The organism is Pseudomonas sp. MWU16-30322, from assembly GCF_020515535.1.
GTDB classification, from domain to species: domain Bacteria; phylum Pseudomonadota; class Gammaproteobacteria; order Pseudomonadales; family Pseudomonadaceae; genus Aquipseudomonas; species Aquipseudomonas fluorescens_H.
In genome coordinates this window covers 163,129-188,073 of sequence record NZ_JAIWYL010000013.1, presented here as the reverse complement: position 1 = coordinate 188,073, position 24,945 = coordinate 163,129, and the positions used below count along the sequence as shown (strand labels likewise).

General features: G+C 58.3%; 15 protein-coding genes. 8 read left to right on the top strand and 7 right to left on the bottom strand.

The annotated features are described in order from the left end of the window. The first annotated feature begins 77 nt into the window (after window positions 1–77). The 3 genes from LCH64_RS25150 (at window position 78) to LCH64_RS25140 (ending at window position 2,560) form a co-directional block, all read left to right on the top strand. Complete coding sequence (locus LCH64_RS25150; RefSeq protein ID WP_003222714.1) at window positions 78–1,457, top strand: sodium:solute symporter; 1,380 nt, start codon at window positions 78–80, stop codon at window positions 1,455–1,457. Window positions 1,458–1,543: 86 nt separating this feature from the next. Beyond that, window positions 1,544–2,269 (top strand): MBL fold metallo-hydrolase, encoded by a 726-nt coding sequence (locus tag LCH64_RS25145; RefSeq protein ID WP_226501612.1) that lies wholly within the window; start codon window positions 1,544–1,546, stop codon window positions 2,267–2,269. Between the two features lie 42 nt (window positions 2,270–2,311). Then, complete coding sequence (locus LCH64_RS25140) at window positions 2,312–2,560, top strand: acyl carrier protein (RefSeq protein ID WP_226501611.1); 249 nt, start codon at window positions 2,312–2,314, stop codon at window positions 2,558–2,560. Between the two features lie 202 nt (window positions 2,561–2,762). Here the strand turns inward: LCH64_RS25140 and LCH64_RS28295 are convergent, their stop codons facing one another. Together LCH64_RS28295 and LCH64_RS25135 are read right to left on the bottom strand one after the other, a co-directional pair. Next, window positions 2,763–2,891: a PA1414 family protein gene (locus tag LCH64_RS28295; RefSeq protein WP_003184145.1), complete on the bottom strand. Its 129-nt coding sequence runs from the start codon at window positions 2,889–2,891 to the stop codon at window positions 2,763–2,765. A 142-nt stretch (window positions 2,892–3,033) separates the two neighbouring features. Beyond that, complete coding sequence (locus LCH64_RS25135) at window positions 3,034–3,927, bottom strand: LysR family transcriptional regulator (protein WP_027614570.1); 894 nt, start codon at window positions 3,925–3,927, stop codon at window positions 3,034–3,036. A 104-nt stretch (window positions 3,928–4,031) separates the two neighbouring features. On the opposite strand from LCH64_RS25135, the gene LCH64_RS25130 reads away from it, so the two are divergent. Then, entirely contained in the window at window positions 4,032–5,213 is a 1,182-nt protein-coding gene (locus LCH64_RS25130) for an MFS transporter (RefSeq protein ID WP_226501610.1), read from the top strand. Here the strand turns inward: LCH64_RS25130 and LCH64_RS25125 are convergent. The 3 genes from LCH64_RS25125 to LCH64_RS25115 all read right to left on the bottom strand — a co-directional run bounded on the left by LCH64_RS25125 (window position 5,158) and on the right by LCH64_RS25115 (window position 7,618). Continuing rightward, window positions 5,158–6,090 carry a DMT family transporter gene (locus LCH64_RS25125; RefSeq protein WP_226501609.1) on the bottom strand — a complete coding sequence of 311 codons (933 nt, stop codon included), beginning with the start codon at window positions 6,088–6,090 and terminating at the stop codon, window positions 5,158–5,160. The two genes, LCH64_RS25130 and LCH64_RS25125, sit on opposite strands and share 56 nt — an antisense overlap. 241 nt (window positions 6,091–6,331) lie before the next feature. After that, complete coding sequence (locus LCH64_RS25120; protein ID WP_226501608.1) at window positions 6,332–6,736, bottom strand: DUF2177 family protein; 405 nt, start codon at window positions 6,734–6,736, stop codon at window positions 6,332–6,334. 45 nt (window positions 6,737–6,781) lie between these two features. Next, the gene (locus LCH64_RS25115; RefSeq protein WP_226501607.1) at window positions 6,782–7,618 is read right to left on the bottom strand and encodes a S1-like domain-containing RNA-binding protein; all 837 of its coding nucleotides are present in this window, start codon (window positions 7,616–7,618) and stop codon (window positions 6,782–6,784) included. A 350-nt stretch (window positions 7,619–7,968) separates the two neighbouring features. Between LCH64_RS25115 and LCH64_RS25110 the strand changes: the two genes are divergently transcribed. From LCH64_RS25110 to LCH64_RS25100, 3 genes are all read left to right on the top strand, one after another. Further along, window positions 7,969–8,157 (top strand): hypothetical protein, encoded by a 189-nt coding sequence (locus tag LCH64_RS25110; protein WP_016985943.1) that lies wholly within the window; start codon window positions 7,969–7,971, stop codon window positions 8,155–8,157. A gap of 207 nt (window positions 8,158–8,364) precedes the next feature. Then, window positions 8,365–9,084 (top strand): TorF family putative porin, encoded by a 720-nt coding sequence (locus LCH64_RS25105; RefSeq protein ID WP_003222704.1) that lies wholly within the window; start codon window positions 8,365–8,367, stop codon window positions 9,082–9,084. A gap of 71 nt (window positions 9,085–9,155) precedes the next feature. Continuing rightward, on the top strand, window positions 9,156–10,025 hold the full coding sequence (locus LCH64_RS25100; RefSeq protein ID WP_226501606.1) for a DUF6279 family lipoprotein: 870 nt from the start codon (window positions 9,156–9,158) through the stop codon (window positions 10,023–10,025). A 112-nt stretch (window positions 10,026–10,137) separates the two neighbouring features. On the opposite strand, the gene LCH64_RS25095 is transcribed toward LCH64_RS25100, so the two are convergent. Then, entirely contained in the window at window positions 10,138–10,530 is a 393-nt protein-coding gene (locus tag LCH64_RS25095) for a transcriptional regulator (RefSeq protein ID WP_226501605.1), read from the bottom strand. Window positions 10,531–10,705: 175 nt separating this feature from the next. Between LCH64_RS25095 and LCH64_RS25090 the strand changes: the two genes are divergently transcribed. Then, window positions 10,706–11,446, top strand: a complete 741-nt coding sequence (locus LCH64_RS25090) for a thioredoxin family protein (protein ID WP_226501604.1) — start codon at window positions 10,706–10,708, stop codon at window positions 11,444–11,446. Window positions 11,447–11,874: 428 nt separating this feature from the next. On the opposite strand, the gene LCH64_RS25085 is transcribed toward LCH64_RS25090, so the two are convergent. Beyond that, on the bottom strand, window positions 11,875–24,798 hold the full coding sequence (locus tag LCH64_RS25085) for a hemagglutinin repeat-containing protein (RefSeq protein ID WP_226501603.1): 12,924 nt from the start codon (window positions 24,796–24,798) through the stop codon (window positions 11,875–11,877). Window positions 24,799–24,945 lie beyond the last annotated feature (147 nt).

The following is a 24,945-nucleotide window of genomic DNA, read 5'->3' as shown; positions in this document are numbered from 1 at the left end:
TCGCGAGCAAGCCCGCTCCCACAAGGGCAAATCGAATTCAGCCTCACCATAAAAAAGACAATCGGAGACACGCCATCATGGCTTTGGATTTATTCGTCGTCCTCATCTACGCCGCCGGCATGCTTTTGCTCGGCTACTACGGCATGCGCAAGGCCAAGACCAACGAGGATTTTCTGGTCGCCGGGCGTAACCTGGGCCCAAGCCTGTACATGGGCACCATGGCCGCGACCGTGCTCGGTGGTGCGTCCACCGTCGGCACCGTGCGTCTGGGCTACGTGCACGGCATCTCCGGTTTCTGGCTGTGCGCCGCACTGGGTTGCGGCATCGTCGCGCTGAACCTGTTCCTCGCCAAACCGCTGCTGAAACTGAAGATCTACACCGTTACCCAGGTTCTGGAAAAACGCTACAACCCGATGGCCCGCTCGGCGAGCGCGGTGATCATGCTGGCCTACGCGCTGATGATCGGCGTGACCTCGATCCTGGCGATCGGCACCGTGCTGCAAGTGCTGTTCGGCCTGCCATTCTGGATCTCGGTACTGCTCGGCGGTGGCGTGGTGGTGATCTACTCGGCGATCGGCGGCATGTGGTCGCTGACCCTGACCGACATCGTCCAGTTCATCATCAAGACCGTGGGCCTGATGTTCATCCTGTTGCCGATCTGCCTGTACCGCGTCGGCGGCTGGGACGAACTGGTGCTGAAGCTGCCGGCAGCGGCGTTCAACTTCACCACCATCGGCTGGGACACGATCATCACCTACTTCATGATCTACTTCTTCGGCATCCTGATCGGTCAGGACATCTGGCAACGGGTGTTCACCGTCAAGACCGCCAAAGTCGCCCAGTACGCCGGCAGCATCGCCGGTATCTACTGCATCCTCTACGGCCTGGCCTGCGCGCTGATCGGCATGGCCGCTCACGTACTGATCCCGGATCTGGACAACGTCAACAACGCCTTCGCCGCCATCGTCAAACTGTCGCTGCCGGACGGCATTCGTGGTCTGGTGATCGCTGCGGCACTGGCGGCGATGATGTCCACCGCCAGCGCCGGTCTGCTCGCGGCGGCCACCACCCTGACTGAAGACCTGCTGCCGAAACTGCGTGGCGGTAAACAGTCGAGCCTGGCGATCAACCGCCTGTTCACCCTGCTCACCGGTGTCGTGGTGCTCGGCATCGCGCTGGTAGTGAATGACGTGATCAGCGCCCTGACTCTTGCTTACAACCTGTTGGTCGGCGGCATGCTGATTCCGCTGATCGGTGCGATCTTCTGGAAACGCGCGACCACCGCCGGCGCCATCGCCAGCATGGGCCTGGGTTTCGCCACCGCGCTGCTGTTCATGTTCAAGGACGGTCTGGATGCGAACACGCCGATCTACTACAGCCTTGCGGTAGGTCTGGTGAGTTTTGTGGTGGTCAGCCTGGTCTCCCCTCGCCCGGCGACAGTGGCGAGTGCGATCTAAGCTCTGATGTAACGACTTGATGCTTTCTTCGACGGGTGTGGCGTCGGTTGCCACACCCGTTTTTTTACGTCTGGAGAAAATGGCTTATGAAGATCGTTTCGCGCGATCAGTGGTTTGAAGTGCAGAGTTTCGGTGATGGAGTTCGGCTGATTCATGAGCCGTATATTCGACCGTTCTACCGCTGCAACCTGTGGCATGTTCAGGGCCGCGACAAAGACTTGTTGCTGGATAGCGGTTCGGGATTGGTCAGCCTGCGCGAGCAATTGCCGTGGATCACCGAACGGCCGCTGGTGGCTGTTGCCAGTCACTGCCACTTCGACCACATCGCCGGGCATCACGAATTCGCCGAACGTCTGGTGCATCGCGCCGAGGCCGACATTCTTGCCGCGCCGGACGGCGAGAATGACCTCAGCCGGGCCTTCGTCGGTGACGACATGTTTGAGGCGCATCCGGACTGTCCACTGTGCTATGCCGAATACCGGGTCAAGGCTGCGCCAGCCACCGGGTTTGTCGAGGATGGCGACGTGCTGGATCTGGGCAACCGCACGCTGCAAGTGCTGCACACGCCGGGGCATTCGCCGGGTGGCATCAGCCTGTATGAGGCGGCCACCGAAACGTTATTCAGCGGCGACATCATCTACGACGGGCCGTTGATCGAAGACGCCTACCACTCCGATCTGCAGGATTACGCCACCAGCCTGCGGCGCTTGCAGGCGCTGCCGATCCGCACGGTGCATGGCGGGCATTTCGGCAGTTTTTCCGGGGGGCATTTGCGTTCGATGATTGACGAATGGTTGCGTCGACACGCTTGAGGCCTGCTGTAATCAGTCAACACAACAACGAAACTGTCTGCCATGAGAAGAGCTGCCGTGCGTGCTGCCGTGCACCGATACATTCAGCGCCTGCTGGACTCCCGCGAATTCAACGACGACACCAGCCTGGTGCAATTAGGGCTGGAGAAGGCAGATATCGAAGATCTGATCTTTCATCTGGAAGATGAGTTCGGACTGACGGCGTTCACCGCCGAAGAGGATCACATGCTCAAGACCGCGAAGACCGCGAATGACCTGAGTCGATTTTTGCTAGGGATTGGAAGGCATTGAGAGGGTTTGCCAAATACAACCATCAGGGTGAGCTGAAACCCTGTGGCGAGGGAGCTTGCTCCCGCTGGGCTGCGAAGCAGCCCCAAAACCATTCAGCCCGGTTGTGCCCGACGGACCTTGTTCAGTGACCTTACGACTGCTGCGCAGCCGAGCGGGAGCAAGCTCCCTCGCCACAACAAGTGTCACTCATATGGAGTCGTACTTACCGCCGGCGAGGCTGACGCCGGCGCTGTTCGTCATCGGTGCGGATCGGAACGGGTTGCAGAGGCGGTTCGATCAAGCCGAGGGCAACACCCAAATCGTGCAGCCAGTTCTGAATTTTCTCTTTCATCGTCATGCCCCCTTCAGGGTAGTGCTGAGCGGCCGGAATTCTGAGGCCGCTTCGCACTGATAATAGTCCTAAGTCCTACGCAATGCTCGGCCAAATCCGCAATGATCTGTTACTGAATTGAACAGAATTCGGATCGATTGGTTCACGCCGTCTGCCGTGTTTCACTGGATGCCACGGGATAGAGCGCTTGCTGCTGTTCAATCCAGGCATTGAGGTTGGCCCCGACCATGCCCTTGCGCCACATGAGCCATGTTGTCGCACTGGCAAACGGCTCGGCCAACGGGTGCACCGCGACACTTTCGCGCCCGGGCAGACTGGCCAGCATCGACTCCGACATCAGCGCCACGCCGCTGCCGGCAATCACACAGGCGAGCATGCCCTGATACGACTCGATCTCCATCGCCCGGCCCATCGCCGCCTGATAGTGGACAAACCACGCCTCCAGTCGCGCGCGATAGGCGCAGCCATGGCGGAAGGTGAACACAGCCCTGCCCTCGACCTCTTTGGCGCTGCGGATCGGCGGGTGATCGGCTTCGCTGATCAGCACCAGACGCTCGTCGCACAGCGGCACGCCGTCGATACCGGCCAGTTGCGGCGGACCGTCCACCAGCGCCGCATCGAGACGCCCGGAGACCAGGCCTTCAAGCAACTCACCGCTGGGCCCGGACTGCACTTGCAGATTCACCGCCGGGTATTGCTTGTGATAGCGCGCCAACAGCGCCGGCAAATGGATTGCCGCGGTGCTGTAAAGCGTACCAAGAACAAAATCCCCCGCCGGTTGCCCGCCCATCACCGCCGCACTGGCCTGATCGCGCAGGGCGAACAGTTTGCCGGTGTAGTCCAGCAGGACTTTTCCCGCAGGCGATAACTGCAAACGCTGACGCTCGCGGACGAACAGTTCGACACCCAATTGCTCTTCCAGCTGTTTGAGCCGGGTCGACAGGTTGGACGGCACCCGGTGCAGACGCTCGGCGGCGCGGGTGATCGAACCTTCCTCGGCCACTGCCTGAAAGATCCGCAATTGGCTGAATTCCACAACCATTCTCCATTACAGAACAAGTTACTCACTATTATTCAATTTTAAAGAAAGTCAATCGGTTCTAGCCTGACGGTCATTGCTCCTCCAAAGGAATCCCGACCATGTCGCCACTGATTCGCTTATCCGCCTGCTTCGTCGCCCTGATGATGGCCATGGGCATCGGGCGTTTCGCCCTCACCCCGCAACTGCCGCACCTGCTCAGCGAAGGCCAGGTCGACCTGACGGCCGCTGGTCTGATCGCCGCGGCCAACTACCTCGGCTATCTGCTGGGCGCGGTGGATGCGATGTTCGCGCACCGTCCGCAGCAAGTGCAGCGCCGGTTGCATGGCGGGTTGTGGCTGTGCGTGCTGCTGACCCTGGCGTCGTTCTGGGCCAACGGCTTCTGGGCGCATTTACTGCTGCGCTTTGGCACCGGGGTGGCGAGTGCCTGGGTGCTGGTGATGATCACGGCGCTGAGTCAACCACTGGCAGCGGCGGCAGGCCGGCCACGGCTCGGTGCGCTGGTGTTCGCCGGTCCGGGGCTGGGGATTTTTCTCACAGGGTTGCTGGCACTGTTCTCACATCTGTTGAACCAGACGTCTGCCACGTTGTGGCTGATCTATGCCGCCGTGGCGCTGGTGATGTTGTTGGGGATCGTGCGGATCCTGCCGCAACCGGGCGTGCACACGCCGGTCGCCACCCTCAACGTCAGCCATGCGAATCGCGGTATCCCGCGACTGGCGGCGGTGTATGCGCTGTACGGCGTGGGTTACATCATTCCGGCGACGTTCCTCTCGCAGATGGCCAACGCGCAGTTTCATGGGCAATGGCAGGCCGATCTGTTCTGGCCGTGCTTCGGCCTCGGCGCCGCCATCGGTGTGTTGCTGGTGAGTCTGCGTCGCCACGACCCGAACACCACACGGCATTGGCTGACCGCAACGCTGTGGTTGCAGGCGCTCGGGGTCTTCGCCTGTCTGTTGGGCAGCGGTTATGGCCTGGCGCTGGGGGTGATGTTGTGCGGCATGCCGTTCCTGGCCTGCATGCAACTGGTGATGCAGCGCTCGCGGGAACTGGCGCCCCACACCACCCAACGCAACGCCGGGTTGCTGACCGCATGCTTCGCCGTCGGCCAGCTCAGCGGCCCGTTGCTCGCGGCACTGAGCAGCCATTTCAGCGGTGGTCTGCAACCGGCGCTGATCATTGCCGGCAGCGGTCTGCTGATTGCCGGCGGGCTGGCGCTGCAATCGGTCAGTGCTGACCGAGCGCTTTGCGCAAACGCCGACGCACCCACTGCTCAGCGCTGACAAAGGTGATGCCGAGCAACACCAGCACCGCGCCAATGACGAAGTTAATGCTCAATTCTTCACCCAGCAGCACCACGCCAAAGGTGACACCGAACAGCGGCGTCATGAACGAAAACACCGCCAGATTGGCCGCCAGATAGCGGCGCAGCAGCCAGAACCACGTCAGGTAACTGAAGAACGACACCACCAGACCCTGGAACAACACGCTGGCCACCGCCACGCTGGTCAGGCTGACGTGAGTGATCTGGCCGCTGAACAGCGCGATCAACAGCAGGCCGACGAAGCCGACGATCAATTGATAAAACAAGGTCAAGGTCACCGGCGCTTCCGATAGCCGCGAAGCGCGCACCACCACAGTGGTCGCGCCCCAGCAGGCACCGGCAATGACCCCGAACGCATCGCCCAGCAGCATGCGCCGGTCGAGGTTGTCCCACGACACGCCACCCGCGAAAGCAATCGCGATACCGATGAACGCGAGCAGAATCCCCAGCCATTGCAACGGGCGCAGACGCTCGCTGGCCAACAGGAAATGCACACCCAATGCAGTGAAAATCGGCGCGGTGTAGAGGAACACCGACATGTGCGCGGCAGTGGTCAGTTGCAGGCCTTCGGCGATGAAGAAGAACTCCAGACCGAACAACGCACCGGCCAGCAGTCCGCCGCGCCAGGTGTTGCCGACCTGATCCCAACCACCCTTCCAGCACAGCAGCAAACCCACCAGCAACGCGGAAATCCCCGAACGCCCGGCCGCCTGCATCACCGGCGCGATGTCCGGAGCGGCCCACTTGATCATCACTTGCTGCACGCCCCAGATCAGGCACAGGCCGATCATCACCTGCAAGGCAAAACCGTCGGCATTGCGCCGCTCGACACTCACCGCAACACCTCGAACACACACAACATGGCAGCCATCCGCTGGTCGAAAATCTGTGTCGGGGATTATCAATCACTCGGGCAGAAAAAGCCGTCTGGGAAAGACATTTATCTTGCCTGTTGCGGCAGCGGTGAATGGCTGTCGGCTGCGCCGCCATTCGCGAGCAAGCCCGCTCCCACATTAGAACGCATTCCCCCTGTGGGAGCGGGCTTGCTCGCGAAGGCGTCGGCCCAGACAACCAGGATTACCCAGCTGACCTCACAAATCGCTTCGCAGCCAGGAAACCGACTGTGCAGGCAACAGCCGTCGCAAACGCCCCCCACGCCCAATCCATCAAACTCACCTGCACCGACCACCCGCGCAGCGTCGCCCAGTTGGTCAAGTCATAAGTGCCGTACGCCACCAGCCCCAGCAAAGCACCCCGCGTCGCGGCCCACTGCAAACTGACCGCCGGCAACACCACAAACTGCACACAGCCGAAAACATACAGGCAATAAAAAACCGCTGCCGGTAACAGCAGCGGTTTTTCGAGCATCAGCGAACCGAGCAGCTCGCGGTAGGTTGGCGCCATCAATACGCCGAGCCAGATGCCATCGAGCAACAGAAACACCACCAGTGTGGCGCCATAGGCAATCAACGCTTTTTTCATTTAACCGACCTCAAGTGAGCCCATGCAACATGGGCTACGCGAGACTCAGGTTAGTTCAATGCGATCGGCGTGAATGACGATCTTGCCTTCCTTGTACAGCGAACCGATGGCCTTCTTGAAGTTGCCCTTGCTGACCCCGAACAAGCTGCTGATCAGCGCCGGATCGCTCTTGTCGCTGATGGCCAGCTTACCGTCGCTCTCACGCAACTTGGCGAGGATCTTCGAGCTCAGGCTGCTGGCCGCTTCCTGACCCACCGGTTGCAGGCTGAGGCTGATCTTGCCGTCGGCGCGCACTTCCTTGATGTAACCCTTCTCGCGCATGCCGGAACGCATGAACTTGAAGATTTCATTCTTGTGGATCAAGCCCCAGTGCTTGTTGTTGATGATCGCCTTGAAGCCCATGTCGGTGGCTTCAGCCACCAGCAGATCAACTTCCTGCCCGGCGCTGTAGTTGGCCGGGGTCTTGTCGAGGTAGCGATCCAGACGTGCGGTCGCGGTGATGCGGCGGGTGTGTTTGTCGAGATAGACGTGCACCACGCAATATTCACCAGCGGTCATCTGCCGCTTCTCTTCGGAATACGGCAGCAACAGATCCTTCGGCAGGCCCCAATCGAGGAACACGCCGATGCTGTTGATTTCAACAACTTTCAGACTGGCAAATTCGCCGACCTGAACTTTTGGTTTTTCAGTGGTAGCGATAAGTTTGTCATCGCTGTCCAGATAAATAAAAACGTTGAGCCAGTCTTCATCTTCGCTGGGAATATCTTTAGGGATATAACGGTTGGGCAAAAGAATCTCGCCGTCGGCACCGCCGTCCAGATATAAACCGAAGTTAGTGTGTTTAACCACTTGCAAACTGTTGTAACGCCCGACTAAAGCCATTTTCCAAAACCCTCATTGCGTGGCGGCATTCTACCCGGTTTTGCCGGTTTCGTTCGCTGGCTGAGCAACCCGTTCGGGAAAATCCACGGGACACCTTGATTTTCCTGGGTCTCGCACGGTCGGGCTGCCACTCGTCTGACCAGCGCAGCACCGGCCGCGCCATTTCGCGCAGGATGTTTTCACTGATGGCAAATAAATGTTCTTATTTAAAACAGTGGCTTAGGTGGATATTTCGAATAATTAATCGAGAATAATCCACCCACGCGCTCAGTTATTCCCGGGGATATTTATCAAGCAATTGTCAAGTTATTCCTGTACGATGCCTGGCCGAGTTACTTTTCTACAGGTTAATGGCCGCCATGCGTGTAAAAGCATCCACCAGCAAAGCAAAGCCAGCTCCAGCCGTTGAAACCAGCGAATCGATCAACGATCAAATCGCAGCGTTCCTCAAGTCCGGCGGCGAAATCCAGCAAATTGCCAAAGGCGTCAGCGGCCAGACGTTCGGTCCGTCCAAGCAGATCAGCCTGGGCAAGAAGTAACACCCGGTAATACACCCGTCCTGAGGCGCTTTGAGTTTCGAAGCGTCTGGACTGGCACCCGTGCAATACCCTCAATTCTGTTTAACCAATCTTTTGAAAATCGACGAACGGCCATCATCGCCGAGCATTCGCCGGTATCCTTGCACGCGTCTGGATCAAGCGTTTCAGCAGGCTCAAGCCTGCCCCTCGCTGTTCATGGAGTGACGCATGCTCAAACCAACTTCCTGTTTATTGCTGGTAGGCCTGCTGGTCTGCTCGACTGCGCACGCGCAGATTTTCCAGCGCGAGCTCGGCGACTTCGACCTCAAACTTGGCACCACGCCCAGCCGCAGCATGGCCCAAGGCCTGGTCAAGCCGGCGGCAGTCGGCTCGTTCCACGGCGGCCTCGACCTCAGCCACGACAGCGGCCTGTATGTCGGCCAGTACGCACCGAGCATGGGCCTCACACCGGGCAAGAACCTCGAAATCGACTCCTACGTCGGCTTCAAACAACCTTTCGATCAGACCCTCGGTTATGAAGTCGGGATGATCCACTACAGTTATCCCAAAGTAGACACCCTCGACAGCCAAGAGCTGTTCGGCGGCCTGACCCTGCTCGGCAGCCGCTTCGGCGTCGCCGTGAGCAACGACCCGGACAAACAGAACAACACGCTGTTCGCCGACCTCGGCGGCAATCAGCCGTTCGGCATCGGGATCAGCATGAAATACACCACCCACCAACTGAACACGCCGGTGTCGGTGGACGGTGGTTATGTCAGCAGTTTTACCGATTGGTCGGTGAAATTTTCCCGGCCGTTCATGGGCGTCGACCTCGACCTGATCTACAGCAATTCCAACCTCAGCGGCAGCGATTGCTCGGCTTACTCCGGGCAAAACAGCGAGTGCGACGGGCTGGTCACGCTCAAGGCCGAACGCGCGTTCTATTGATCGGCTGAACTGCCGGCAGCCTCCTGCGTTCACATAAGAATCAGACGTCAGGCTCTCGCAAGGACTCGCTCATGTCTCGCTGGTTCAAACACCTCGCCACCCTGCTGATCTTCACCATCGCCCTCGGCGCCTGCAGTCGCGTCGGTCTGGCCTACCGCAATCTCGACGTGATCATTCCATGGACGCTTGGCGACTATCTGGACATGACCAGCGAGCAAAAAGACTGGTTCAACGATCGCCTCAAGGAGCACCTGAACTGGCACTGCACCACGCAATTGCCGGGCTACCTCGACTGGCTGGATCGCTTGCAAGCGATGGTCGAAACCAATCAGGTGACAGACGCGGCACTGCAAGCGCGAACCGTAGAAGCGAAAAAAGCCATCGCCGAAACCGCACGCCAGATCACGCCATCAGCCATCGAACTGCTGCAAGGGCTGGACGATAAACAGGTCGCGGAAATGAACGACGCGTTCGCCAAGGACCTGCGCAAGCGTGAAAAGGAATACGTCAAACCACCGCTAGCGCAACAGATTGCCGAACGAGCTGCGCGCATGGACAAGCGCCTCACCGATTGGCTTGGCCCGTTGAGCGTCACTCAGGAACAACGGGTGATGGCCTGGTCGACCGCGCTGGGCGAGCAGAACACTCAATGGATCGCCAACCGCGCGCACTGGCAGCAACAGTTCAGCGCGGCCGTTGCCCAGCGTAAAAGTCCGGAATTCCCACAGCAGATCGAGACACTTCTGGTCAATCGCGAGCGCTTATGGACAACGGATTACCAGAAAGCCTACGCCAACACCGAAGCACAGGCGCGCTCGCTGGCGGTTGATTTGATGGCGCAGAGCACGCCGCAGCAGCGTCAGCGGTTGCTCAAGAAAATCGAAGGGGTGCGTAAAGACTTCAATGACCTGAAGTGCCTGAAGGCTGCACAGAAACCTTAATAGACGCCAATCCAATGTGGGAGCGGGCTTGCTCGCGAATGCGGTGGATCATTCACCATTTATGTGTCTGAAACAGCGCATTCGCGAGCAAGCCCGCTCCCACAAGAGGCTATCAGGCAATCTGCGCCTTGGAAGCCACCTCATCAAACGTCGCTTCATCCAGCGCATCTTCCTGCTCGTCCAGCACCTGCCGCGGATGATCATTTCCGGGAATGCTGCTGTCGATCAGGCTCAGCAGGCTTGATCCGCGTGGCGTCAGAATGAAATTGCTGCCGGTACTGCCCATATGATCCGGGCGCGGTTCGATAAATCCACGATCGAGCAACAAGCCTTCATATTCGCAGGCCAGCGTTTTCAGGTGATCCAGATTCTCGATCGGCTCACCTGCACCGGCTTTCTGCGCCGCATAGTCCTCGGCATATTTTCGCGGTGCGAAACTTTCGCCTGCACTGTTCTGCACTTCATGCAGCAAGCGTTCAATCAAATCCCAGTTATAAGTCGTCATCCTGATTCAACCTCCGGTGCGCGTGATTTAGGGCGCTGTCATAGGTTGTGACCGGTGCCTGTCACCGCCGTTCAGCCGCATTTCACGCCGCGACCGACCGGCGGTCTGTCGAATTGATCGAAGGTTAAACGACTAGTCTGACAAAGACGGTTTCAACCCCGCAGGAGAAATCATCATGAACGTCGAGAATCATCCGGTGGTATCGCGAGAAGAATGGCTCGCTGCGCGCAAACAACATCTGGCCGACGAAAAGGCCTTCACCAAAGAGCGCGACCGCCTCAGCGCCAAACGCCGCGCATTACCGTGGGTCAAAGTCTACAAGGACTACCGGTTTCACGGCCCAAACGGCGAACTGAAACTGGCCGACCTGTTCGGCAAACACAGCCAATTGATCGTTTACCACTTCATGTTTGCCAAGGATTGGGAGGAAGGCTGCCAGGGTTGCTCGTTCCTGTCCGACCACATCGACGGCGCCAATCTGCACCTGGCCCACCACGACATCGCCATGGTCGCGGTCTCCCACGCCCCGTTTGAGCAGTTTCAGGCATTCAAGCAGCGCATGGGTTGGAAATTCGACTGGGTGTCGTCAGACGGTTGCGATTTCAACTACGACTTTGGTGTTTGCGCTCGGACCGAAGATGTCGCTGCAGGAAAGGCTACGTACAACTACGAAAAGACTGACAGTGCCGAGGAAGAAATGCCCGGCCTGAGCGTGTTTTATCGTGATGCAAAAGGCGACATTTTCCACACCTACTCAACCTATGCCCGTGGGCTGGACATGTTGGTGGGCGCCTACAACTACCTCGACCTCACGCCCAAGGGCAGGAATGAGGACGAGATCATGGAGTGGGTGCGGCATCATGATCGGTATGAGTCGGCGATGAAGTCCGAATGCTGTCATGGCAAAGAAGGTTAAACGAGCCGGGAAAAGCGGCGGCACTATGGTCGCTCGCCGCTGATCGCCCTTGCCCCACATAAAAGGGCGATACTCGAATTTTGTCAGAACCAGACTCGGTAAATGGGAAAGAAACCTTTCCTGATTTACAGAATCCAGACATAGCCAGCATTCCTTGGCCCCGCAAGCCTAATCTATTTCTTTTATATAAGAGGAAAACTTGCCACCTCCTTGGTCCACATGGAGCCGACTGCATTTTGGGCAACGATAAACCGTAATAGCCCCCTCATCGATGACCTCATAAAACTCCTCTTCAGACAACCACCGATCTGAAAGCGCACATCCTATTTCGTCGATCTTCTGTTCAGAAACCAAAGACAACTCAGCCTCAGAGGTACCTTGAGACAGATTGATTACGTGACCACAAACACAAGCAAACTTGGGCATGACTATTTACCTCCCTGAGGCCGATTGTAACGAACAATAGTACCGTCAGGCTTCTGAAAGAATAATGTTTTTATACTTTGGGCATTGGGCTTACCCCACATGCGACCTGCAACTTCTGACATGTCATCATTCGAAAAATCTCCCTGAATATATACGCCACTTGCTTGACTGGACTTATGCTCAATTGTTCTAAGTATGCTTTTAATGGAAGTTGTCCTTGGCGTGTAGACGTCGATACTGCCAACTCCGTCAACCATCAAATCAGAAGTCCGTTCCTTCTGAATCCCTTTAGAGGAGGCAGTCGCACGGTAAGTTACATCATAGCCTAGACGAGAGAGCTCCTGCCCAGCCTCCTCCTCGTTTGCATCGGGTATTGCACCTGGTTCCATTGTTACCGTTCCAGGGGTGCTGTACATATTGCCTGGTGACGGACCCGGATTTACCGCAGGAGAAGTCGTGCTCCACCCTCCCCCGTTTTCAATTGTGCTTCCCCCCGTGCTGCTCGGCGAGGATGGCTCAATCGTATATCCGCCAGCGCTTACCGGATGAAGAACGTCAGCATCCACTATCGGATTGATCAACGTCCCGTACTTAGGGTCCAGCATGTGAATCGGGAATGTGGTGACTAGGATGGTTTCCCATAACTCAGAGGCCAGTTTAATACGTTCTTGCATTTGCAATCCCGTATCTTTAGTAGCCTCCATCAAAGCATTCACCGCGGTGCGCATCGCTTCCTGGTTTTGCGGCGAAGCAGCAACAGTCACCAGCGCGCCGGCGAGCACGGCCAATGCACCTCCCGCCGCTACTACAGGTAAAAAGTGCGATTGCCCAATTGCAGGCGTTTGCAGGCGCTTGAAGGCATATAGCAGGCTCAACGCCAAATCAGGGTTGCTCTCGGCAATTTGGTTTATACGGTTAATCATGGCCTGCGCCTCGGGAGTCGAGGCGCCGTTCATCATGCTCGCGATAACAATCTTGATCGTTTCCTTTCTAGTGGTCTCGTTACGCATGCGCTTCAAAATCACTCGAGTAGCAGCTCGATTAGCTAGAACAAGGTTTGCACTGTTGAAGCCATTACCCGCGAAAAAAGCGTTTGTGGCGAAAACAAGATCCACCAGTTTGTTCAACGATTCGATGCTGTTCTCGCCGTACTTCTCGACATTCTCCACCCACTGATTGAACGTCTTTTCGGGATTCATGACAGCACTGATCGACGAACTGCTCACGTAAAGATCCGTTCGGTGCTCATCATCACGAGTCACCTCATAGGCTTTACCAACATCACGGTTGAGTCCTGCGGTCGAGTCCTGGCCAGTTTGCTTATCGTGGCGAACGACAATTTCACCCGCGCCTACCGTCGCATTGAGTGTTTGTTCACGATCTTTGTCGTATTTGTAACCCTCTACCGCCCAACTGCTTTTGCCTTCGCCGTCCATCCCTTTATTGGGTTTGTCGGCTTGGGAACCACCGCCACCACCGTAGCTGCCGCTAACGTTTAGGTAATAACCGTGCTCGTTATCTTTGCCGGTGATATTGCGGTAGCCGAGTGTGTCGGTGTCGAGTTTCAGATTACCGTTGTCAGCGGTAATCACCGAGCCATCAAGTTGAGTATGTTTTTCGGTTCGGATATCAACTTTGCTTTTGCCACTGATGGTGGTCTGGTTGTCGACCCAATTGGTTTTCCCGTTGGTCTGCCCATAACCGAGCGAGCCACTGACGGTCGCCCCAATACTCACCGCCACGGTAAGGCTAGCGTCAAGTTCCTTACCTTCGACCTTACCGGTATTGGGCACTGAGGTCACTGTAAGGTTACGGCCGACATCCCCTGTGACTTCGTCACCTCGCAAAGTGGCGCCGGCGATGTTGGTATCGCGGCCGCTCTCGAAGTTCAGTCCCTTGCCTGCGTACAGATAGGCTTCTTGTTGCTCAACTCCTTGGCGTTTGAGATCCCCCAAACCGACGTTGACGGAGCCGTAGAATCCGAAGCCGTCTTGCCCGGCGATCACTCCGCCCTCAGCCCCCCAGCTACGACGACTATGATCACTGCTGTAGGCATTCTGTGTGGACAGAATGTTCAGATCGTTGACCGCCTTGAGATTTATATCCCGCTCGGCGATTGCTTTTGTGCCAATCAGCGTCAGATCATTTTTGGCATCCAGGTTTATGCTGCCCCCAGCATTGAATTGTGTCGGCGTGGAGTTACCCTGAGTGGCCTCATCCTGACTTGCGGCATTACTTATTCCGACGCCCAGTTTAAAGCCCCCGGTCGTGCCACCCTTGAGGCCACCTTTACTCTGGGTCTTATTGCCTTCGCTGCCGTCAGCACCATGAGAGACGTCAAGAGTAATATCGCGGCCGGTGATATTGATGTTGCGTCCTGAGTCGAACTTGCTGCCGTGAACATTTACGTTGTTACCCGCGTCGAGCGAGATGTCATTGGCTGCCGAGAGTGTCGAAGGGCGATTGGTAACCGATGTTTGCGTCCGCGTCTGGCTGATGCTCGAGGCCCCTGCGTGGCCATCGAATGTCGCCCCGGCGAAGAACTGGCCCAGGGTATCGACTGACTTCAATACACTGGAGCCTTTGCTTACGCCATCCTGCCCCTTACCGGTGCCTTGGAGGGTGTCGAGTGTATTGCCAATGTTGTAGGCGATCGTGGTCGTAGTACCGTTGCGTTTAATGCTGTCCCAAGTGGTAATCGCTTCGGCTTGCTGTGCTGCATCAATATTGATGTCACGCTTGGCATTAACCTTCAGATCGATACCCGATTGCATATCCGATCCTTGCAGGTTGACGTCACGCCCCGCATTTACATTCAGGTTCTGTCCGGCGGAAATCGAACTGCCTGCTGCCGTGTGCCCGTTACTATTGACTCCATTCTTGATAGTTTCATTGCCAACGAAAGTGCTGAACGCATTGCTATCGATGGTTTGTTTGATGCCATAGCTTTTGTTGGTCTCCCAACTGTCGTCGCGGTGTTCATCTGTGCTCGCAACCACGTTTACATCGCGGCCGGCATCGAGATTTACGTCATGGTTGGCATTGATACCGCTACCGATGATGTTGATATCTCGAGTCGCTTTCAGTATTGCATCGTGACCGGCATTTATTTCGCTGCCGACACTTGTGGAACTTACAACTTGACGTCCGCCTTTGTGCGAAGCATTCGCCGTAATATCGGCACCAGCACCCGGGGTACCCGCAAACAGGCCGACTGTATCCTTCAGAGATAGACCCAGCTTTTTCTTGAACTCTTCAGCGCGGCTATAGGCTTCGTTGTCCGCGGAGGAAAGATTGATGTCACCGGTTTTATCCAGGAGCCCGGCGTGCAACTCCACATTATTGTCGGCGTTGATGATGCTGGCATTGAGATTGATATCGCGGCCGCCGATGATGACGGCGTCGTGACCGGCATTGAGTTCGCTGCCGACCTGAGTGACAGATGTCTGCAAATGGCTACTGCCACTTTTCGACATGCCGAACAGCCCTGTCTTGGTCTTCTTGGAGTAGGACCCGGACTCTTCCGTGGCAGAAAGAACTGCCACGTCTTTGGTCGCACCAACGACCAGATCATTACCGGCGTTCAACTGGCTGCCGATAATGCTGACATTGCGGCCGCCATCAAGACTGACGGCGCCGTCTTTGTCCTTGGACGAGTTGACGGTCAGGTCGCGCCCGGCCTCGATCACCGAGGCGACATTGTCGCTCTCATAACTTTCAGCCTGAGTGGTCTTGCTGCGCCCGAACGAGCCCTTTTTCTTCTTGTAGTAATAAGAAGAACTTTCATCTTTGGCCGAGGCAACGGTGATGTCCTGAGCCGCGTCGAGACTGACATCTTCCGTAGCCCTGATTCGACTGGCGATGATGCCAAGATCGTTACCCGCGTTGAGCGCGATATCGCGTCCGGCGTTCAGTACGGAGGATTGTTGCGTGATGCTGTGGGTTTCGTTTGCGCGCTTCTTGCTACGCGCGACATAGTCACTTTCATCGGCTGCCGAGGTGATCACGATGTCATGGCCGGCATCAACTTTGAGGTCACGCTTCGCATCCAGCCGACTAGCCACAACCGCCACATCCCGATCGGCACTGATCGACAGATCGCGCCCGGACGTCACTTCAGCGCCGTGCTGGGTAATGGTCTGATTCAGGAAGTTGCTGCCACGTGAATCGGTGCGGCGATCCTGAACCGAAGTGATGTTCACATCGCGATCGGCATCGAGCGTCATGTCCCCACCGCTTTTCAGCACGCCGCCGATATTGCTGATATCACGCCCGGCATTGATCGTCAGATCGTTGGCCGCTTCGATCCGTGCCGCGTTGTTCAGGACGTCGCGGTGCTGCAGCGTGCCGCCGTAGTTGGTGTCGTAGCCATAAACATCGCGCTGGTTGATCACGTCACCGTTGGTGGCCGTCAGACTGACGTCCTTGCCCGAAATAACGCCGCCGCCCTTGTTGACGATGTTGTTGCCGGCCTTGAGCGTGAGACGCTCACCGGCTTCGATCAAACCGCTGTTGGTGAGGTTGTTACCGGCTTCAGCCGACAGGTTATTCGAGGCGCGAAGCGTGCCGGCGTTATTGAGGTCCGCACCGGCGATCAGGGTCACGTCACCGCCCTGAATCAATGCGCCGTTGGGTGCCAGGCGGTTATTCGCCTGGGCGAGGTAAAGCACCGGCACCAGCACCTTCTCGCCATTCACTTCGTGCTCTTCGAGCCAGACGATGTCATGGGTCAATGCCGCCACTTGTTGCGCCGTCAATGTCACGCCCATCGACAGGTTGAGTTCATTCTTGCTGGCGACAGCATTGTTCATCAGGTACTTGAACATCGCTTCGTCGGAGGTCTGGCCGTCGATGAAACGTTGGCCAGTGCGGGCAACGACAGCCTGCTGAACCAGGCGCTGTTCAAACAGGCCATCGCCCAGACGCTTGGCGCTGTTGTCCGGGTCGTACCCCAGTTTGTCGAGCAGATAGTCCGAGCTCATGAACTGCTTGAGATCGGTGAGTGCCGGGTTGGTCTCGATCAGGTATTTGTGCGGATTGGAGCGCACGCTGGTGTCAGGCAAGCCTTGAACGCGCGGAACATTGAATGAAGCGCTTCCTCGGTTGGGCAACAGTACGCCGACCGGACCATCACCCGCGGCTGCGTTGACATTGATGACGGCCGTCTTGTCGTTGAGGTTCAACGATGGGCGACTTGCCAATGCCAGCTCTCGGTTTTTCACCGAGACCGGATCGTTTGTGTCGAACTGCAAGTCAGTGGCGTGCCTGACCGGCATGCCATCGGAGCGCTCTGTAGTACTTGCGGCTATGGAACCAATCGTCCAGTCCTTGCCAGCAACCAACGTTTGTTCTGTGCCGCCCTTGCCACTGAGACGGAACAGGCCATTGTCACCGGTCGGCAGCGTGAAGCCTGGCAGTGCCAGCGGGTTGACCTGTTGTTGCGCCAGATCCGGCGGCAACTGAGGGTTCAAGAAAACCACCGTCGGTTTGGCCGCGTTTTTCACCCCGGTATCGGCACCGCCCTTGGTGGTGCCGTCAAAGTTTGTATATGGGTTCAGGTTGCCGTTGTTGATGGTGGTCTTGGCGTTGATCTGTACCGCTTGTCCGGCCTGAATGATCGAAGGAACACTGCCGCCGCCGTTGGTGAAAACCCGGTCATCGCGCTGCTTCACGCCTGCCAGAATCTGTGCCGGCACTGCGACCTCGGGCCCGATTCCGAACTTGGTGTTGACCTTGTTGAGCAACTGCTTGTTCAGCGCCTGGTAATCCCAATGCATCCCGCCCTTGTCAGGCTCGTGCCAGCTATCAATATAGTCATATTGATTTTTTGAGTTTCGGTCGGCATAAGCCTGCAGGTCCGTGCTGACCCAGCTCGATTGGGGTTTGTTTGGAAGCCCGCCGAGTTTGTAGGTGCGCATCCGTGTGAAGGTGCCCGACTGCAAGCCGAAATTATCGAAGCTATCAACGTCGAGGGTGATGTTCTTGCCCGCGGAAATCAGCGACGCCGTATTGGTGAAAGCCCCGACATTCGCAGTCAGATTGCCAGCCACCGAGAGCGATGATTGCGGCCCGGTTATCTTCGAAGTCGACTCAAAGTTTTCGTTGACGTAGAACGTGGTGCCGCTGAACGTAATGTCGCCGGAGAGAAATTTCTCCTCGCCAATCACACCTTCAGTCTTGTTATTGAAACTGTTGGCCGACAGCGAAAAATCACCGTCCACATTGATTGAAGCCGCGAGGTTGTTGACGCTGTTTGCCCGACCGCCAGCCATACCGGCAATCGTCAGGTTGCCAATGCTGTAAACGTCCCCGGTCTGATTGGTGAAATCATTGACCAGCAGACTCATGTTGCCGCCGCTGAAGACCAGCCCGTGGTCGTTCACTAGGCTAGCCGTGCTGATCGTCAGGCCCTGCGCGGCACCCAGCGTACCGGTGTTGCTCACGGCGCCCGCATTGATCGTCAGGCCGTTGTTGGAAGTCAGTCGACCTCCGGCATTGTTCAACAGCCCGCCAATGTTGAAGGTACCCTGCCCGCCACTGCCGATGCTGGCGACGCTGGTGAGGCCCAGTTGAGCCGCGTTGAAGGTCATGTCACCCAGGCTGCTGACACGACCATTACCGCCGTAAGTCCCGCCTATCTGGAAGTCCATGCCACCATCACTGGCGATCAAACCCTCGTTGGTCCAGTTGCCGCCACGCGCCACCAACTGGTTTGACGCCAGCAACTGCCCGCTAGCGGTCTGCACAAAATTGCCGACATTGACGGTCAGCCGCCCCGCCTGAATCACGCTGCTGTTGGTCCAGCTGTCCGCGCTCAGCGTCAGGCCGCCGCGGGTTACCAGCGAGCCGCCGGCGTTCATGACGTTGGTGGTCGAGATGCCGAACTCGCCCACGCCGACATGGGTGATCGAGCCGCCAGCATTGAGGAAGCTCGGCGTGGCAAGGTTGAAGTCGTTGTTGGCGGTTTCCACCAGACCGTTGCGGTTATCGAACTGGCTGCCGATCTGGAAATCGGTTTTGCCGCCAGCGCCCAGCGCGCGCAGTTTGCCGCCCTGGTTGTCGAGGTTGGCGGCGCGAATCGCCAGTGTGCCGGCGCTTTCGATCAGGCCGCTGCGGTTGCTGAGGTTGCCGTTGACGCCCAGGTCGATGCCATTTCCGCTGATCTGGCCGGCGTTGTTGCTCATCGATCCTGCGGTGGCTTTCACCTGCCCCCGGGCGTAGATCCCGCCGCCGCTGTTGTCGAGCGTGCCGGCACCGGCATCGAGCAGGATGTCACCGCTGTTGGCGGCGATGCGCCCGCCGTCGCTGTAGATACCACCGAGTGCGCGCAGATCGAGACGGCTGCCTTCGATCTTGCCGCCCTGGCCGTTGCGCAACACGCCGGTCAGGCGGGTCTGCAGCAAACCCTTGAGGCTCGACAGCACACCGCCACGGCTGTCGAGGCTGGCGGCGGTGAGGGTCAGGTCGCCGTTCTGGGCAATGATTTTGCCGCCCTGGTTATCGATGGCGCCGCTGCCCGCATTCACGGTCAGTGCTGTCATGCTTTGCACAGCACCCTTGGCGTTGTTCAGCGCTGCAGCGGTAAGGTTCACCCCGGCATCGCGGCTGGAGATCAGGCCATCGGTGTCGTTGTGCAGAGTGCCGCCAGCGGTGAGATCCAGTTGGCCGTTGGCCGACACGGTGCCGCTTTGGCTGTTGTTCAGATCACCGCTGGTGAGCAGGCTCAGCAAGGTCTGGCTGATCAATTGTCCGCCGCGGTTGTCGACACTGGCGGAACGCTTGATCAGCAGTGGGCCGCTGCTGCCCAGCGCACCATTGACGTTGGTCAGGGCACCGAGCAGGTCGAGGCTGACGCTGTCATCGCCAACGAGGCTGCCATTGCTGTTGTTCAGGTGCGTGCCGGTGAAGGTCAGGGCTTTTTTCGCAGTGACTCTGCCGCCGCTGTTGTCCAGCGATGCGGCGCGGACATCCAGCGCGTCACCGCTCTCGATCAAGCCGCCGGAAGCATTGCTGAGCGTGCCGCCAGTCAGGGCCAGCGTCTGTTTGCCGCCACTGCTGACCGTGCCGTTGCTGTTATCGAGGCTGGCCGCTTTGATACTCACTTCGCCCTTCGCGCCCACGCCACCTTTGCTGTGGTTGGTGAGCGCACCACTGAGGTCGATGCTGGTGTTGCCGAGCAGGCTGGAGACACTGCCTTCCTGACTGTTGTCGAGGGTGCCGCCGGTGACACTCACGCCGTTCCAGCCCGAAATCAGTCCACCCTGGTTTTTCAGCTCGGCAGCGGTCAGGGTCAGTTGATCGTTGCTGATCAAGTTGCCGCCACGGTTGTCCAGGCTGTTACCTTTCAAATTGAAGCTGTTGACGCTGGAAATCTCGCCCTTCTGGTTATTCAGGTTGCGCAGCGTCTCAATGCTCAACACGCCTTTGCTGTTGATCACGCCGTTCTGGTTATTCAGGTCACGCAGGTGGGCGACGCTCAGCAAACCCTTGCTGCTGATCAGGCCGTCCTGGTTATTCAGATCCTGGGCGGTGGCGCCCAGATCGATCGCCACGCCCGCAACACCCACCAGCGTGCCGCCCTGATTATTCAGGCCGGTGCTGTTGAGGGTCAGTTGTTGCGCGGCCTTGATGCTGCCCTTGTTCTGGTTGTTCAGCAGGCCATCGACCTTGACGTCGATATCGCTGTCACTGAGCAAAACACCTTCGCCACTGTTGTCCAGACTCGCCGCGCGAACCTGCAGCGCCGCCGCCGCGATCTTGCCTTTGATCGAGGTCAGCGCGTTGTCGATCTGCAGGGTGAGTTTCTGATTGCTCAGCAGTTGGCCGCCGCTGTTATCCAATGACTTGGCGAGCAGTTCGAAAGCCTGCTCGCTGGAAATCTCGCCGCCACGGTTGTTCACGTCGGCCAGATTCTTCAGCAGCAACTGACCCGGCGCACTGATGACGCCGCCCTGGTTGTTCAACGCGCCGCCGTTCAGATCGACGCTGACATCAGTATTGCTGCTGAACAGCTTGCCACTCTGCTGATCCAGACCACGAACATTGGCCACCAGTGAATTGGCCGCACCGAGGCTGCCGGCGATGTTGGTCACCTGGCCGGCCGTGATGTGCAGTTGATCGGCGGAGTAAATGCTGGCCTGGCTGTTGTTGAGGTCGCCGGTGGTAATGCTCAGTTTGCCTTTGCCACTGATCGCGCCTTGTTGCTGGTTATCCAGCGTGCTGCTGTTGAGCGTCAGGTCGGTATCGGTCAGCAGTTTGCCGCCCTGGTTACTGACGGCGCCACGGGTGTCGATGGTCAGCGCTTTAGCGCTGGAGACCGTGCCGGCCTTGTTGTCGAGGCTGTCGGCGTTGATCGCCAGAGCCCCTTCGCTGACGACACTGCCCAGCCCGTTGTTCAGACCCGCAGAGAGGTTGATTGCGATATCTTTCTGGCTGGTCAGACGTCCGCTGTTTTCCAGGGTCTTGCCCGTCAGGGTCAGGCCGCTGTCACCGGACAGCAGCCCCTTGTTGCGGTTGATGACTTCATTAACCGTCAGCGCCAGATTGCCGCCAGCGAGCATGTAGCCGCTGTCACTGTTGTCGAGCCAGGCGCCGATCAGGCTCACATCGGCCTTGCTCGACAGTTCGCCGCTGCGGTTGTCGACACGGTCAACGGTGAGGTTCAGCGCTTTTGTCGCGCCCACCAGACCTTCCTGGCGATTATCCAGAGACGCCGCTTTGAGCGTCAGACCGTTGTCGGCAATGACCACGCCGTCCTGGTTATCGAACAGACCGGTGACGCTCAAATCAACGTCGCCGCGACCACGGATTTCGCCATGGGTATTGTCCAGGCTGGCGCTGCGCGCTTCGATGCCTGCTGAGGCGATCACGCCTTTGATGTTGCTCAGGGCACGTTCAACAATCAGCGTGAGCTTTTCGTTGCTCAGCAGTTTGCCGCCATCGTTGTTCAGGCTTTGCGCGTTGACGCTCCAGGCTTTCGCGCCGGAAATCTCACCAGCGCTGTTGTTCACCTCATTGAGGTTCTTGAACAGCAATTGACCCGGCGCATGAATGTTACCGCGCTGGTTGTCGAGCAGACCGTTGTGCATGTCCACGGTCAGATCGGCGTTGCTGAACAGCTCGCCGCCGTCCTGCTCCAGCGAAGTGACCGATACGTCCAGGTTTTGCTGACTGCCGATGGTCCCGCCTGAGTTATCCAGGTGGGTGGCGGTGAGCAATAGCGTGCCATCGGTGGCGAGACTGCCGCCGCGCAGGTTCTTGAATTCGCCAGTGGTCAGCGTCGAATCGGCCTTGGCGCTGATGATGCCGGTGTCGCTGTTGTCGAGGCTGCCACTGGTAAATGTCAGGCCCTTTTGCGAGGCGAGCAATCCGCCCTGGTTCAATACAGCGCCGACGCTGGTGAGCGCCATCGACTCAATACTGGACAGTTTGCCCAGACGATTGTCGAGACTGCCGAGGTTGAGGGTCATCTGCCCTTCACTGCTGATCAGGCCTTGCTGGTTATCCACGGCCTCGCCGAAGGTCAGCCCCAGTGTTTTCTGGCTGACGATCCGCCCGGCGACGTTGCTCAAACCGATGCCGCTCAGCGTGCTCGCGCCCTTGCTGAAAATCAGACCGTTAGTGCCGTTGATGATCTGCGCGACTTTCGCCTCCAGCGTGGTGTCGGACAACACCTTGCCGCCCTCGCTGTTGTCCAGGCGCGAACCGTTGATGTGCAGGTCCTGCTGGCTGGAGAGCGAGCCACCGCGGTTGTCGATCTGGTCGACGTTGACCGTCAGGGTCTTGAGCGACCCGACGAGACCGTCCTGATGGTTCTGCAGCGTCTTGCCAGTCAACAACAGGTTGCCTTCGGCGACCAATTCACCGCCCTGCTGGTTCAGGCTGTCGATGCTGGCGTCGATATCGCCCTTGCCGGAAATCCGCCCACCATCGTTGGTGACATTTTTGGCCTTGAGGCTCAGCAGGCCGGTCGAAGTGAGCAAGCCGCCATTGCGGTTGTCCAGCGTGTTGCCTTCGAACGTCAGTGTTGCCTTGCTTTCAACGCGGCCCTTGTCGCGGTTGTCCAGTTCACTGATCAGCAGTTTCGCCGCCTGATCAGCGCGAATCGTGCCGCCGCGGTTGTCCGTATTGGCGCTGGTGAGCGTCAGGGTGTTGAGGCTGGAAATCTTGCCGGCGCGGTTATCCAGGCGCGTGGCCTGTACGTCCGTGGCAGCGTTGGCCTGGATCAGGCCTTTGTTCTGGTTGTCCAGGCGATCACTGATGCGCGTGGTCAGTGTGCCTTCACTGATCAACTGGCCTTGCTGACTGTTGTCGAGTTGTTGCGCGCGCAGGGTCAGCGATTGTTTGGCGCCGATCCGGCCGCCGTTGCTGTTGTTGATCGCACCGAGTGCGGTGATGTCGAGCAACTGCCCGGCGGTCATCACGCCGGCGACGTTATCCAGCGAAGTGACCGTCAGTACCGCGTCGGTCTGTCCGGCAAGTTCACCATTGCGGTTGATCAGTTGGCCGATATTGCCGGTCAGTTTGGCCTGGCTGTTGATCACGCCTTTGTTGTTCAGCACTTGAGCGGCATTGAGGTTCAGCGTAGCGCTGCTCTGCACGCGACCACCGTTGCGGTTGTCCAGTGTCCCCGCGGTGATCGCTGTGGTTTGCCCACTGAGTGTGCCGCTCTGGTTGTTCAGGGTTTGCGTGGTGTTGACTGTCAGATTGCGACTGGCTACCAGACTCTTGCCGCTGTTGTCGAGGTTCTGCGCATTCAGGCTCAGATCTCCGTTGGCGTTGCGCCCGCCGTCGGCGTTGACCCCGGCTTCGATGGCCCCGGCATTGGTCAATTGACCGCCGGCACTGAGGGCGATGCTGTCGCGGGCGGCGAGTGTCTGGCGGTTGGTCAGGTTGCCCTGGGTCTGCACATTCAACGCGGTACCGGCATACACCGGCCCGCGCGCATCGAGACTGGCCGCCTTGACGTTGACCGCGCCGGTCGCCGAAGTATCGGCCAGGCTCAATTGACCGTTGGCATCAAGCTGAATATCGCCACCGCTGGCGATCAATTTGCCGTCGAGTTTCACCCCGACCCCGGCCTCGGTGCCCACCAGTTTGATCGCCCCGGCATACATGCCGCCCAGCGCCGAGGAGTCAATCGCCAATTGCGGTTTGGTGCTGCCGTCATCGGCGCGGGCGGTGGCGTTTAGGGTCTGTGCGTTGACGTCGTTGCGCCCGGCCACGATGGTCAGGTTCTGCGCCTGGAGTTCAGCGTTGATCTTCGCGCTGCGGGTGATGATTTCGAAGCGGTCGACGTTGTTGGCGTTGAGGCCGGCGCCTTCGATGGCGACGCTGCCCTGATCAACCTGAAAACGATCCAGCCGCCCCGCGCCATCCAGCACCGGTTTGCCGGTGGTCAGCGTCACGCGCGGCGCGTTGATGAAGCCGCAGCCATTACAGGTGATGCCATACGGGTTGGCGACGATCACCCGCGCTGACTGCCCCGCCACTTCGGTGTAACCGCGCAACTGGCTCGGGTTGCCGCTGATGACTTCGTTGAGAATTGCCTGCGCCGAGCCGCTGTTTTTCAGGTTCGGGTTGCCGATGATGTGGCCGCCCAATTGTGTGTTCGACGTCTGGCTCGAGCCGTTGTTGAGGATGACACCCTGCGCGCCGACGTTGTAATCATGAAACTGGTTGTGCGACAGGCCCGCGCCGTTGGGCGTGGCGATGTTGATGATCGGCACGCCATTGCCGGCACGATCCAGCGCGGTGTTCGGGTTGGCCACGACAATGCCGTCGGCCTGCGCCCACATCGGTTGCCAGAACATGACGTTCGCCAGCAGGAACGCCAGCCCGCGCTTGGGCATGCCCCAGAAATGCTCACGGGTTTTCACGGCAGCAGAAGGCTGACGAGCGAGGAAGGCGTATTGGCGAACGTCCATGTTTGAGCTCTCGTTGCGACAGGCGAATGAGGTCTGGGTAATCAACAGGCAAAGCGATCCCTGCCCGGCAAAACACGGCGCCAGGTGAGAGAACAAGCAAAAGGGGATAAATGCGCGCTTTGGTCAGAACGTCCAAAGCGTGGCAGA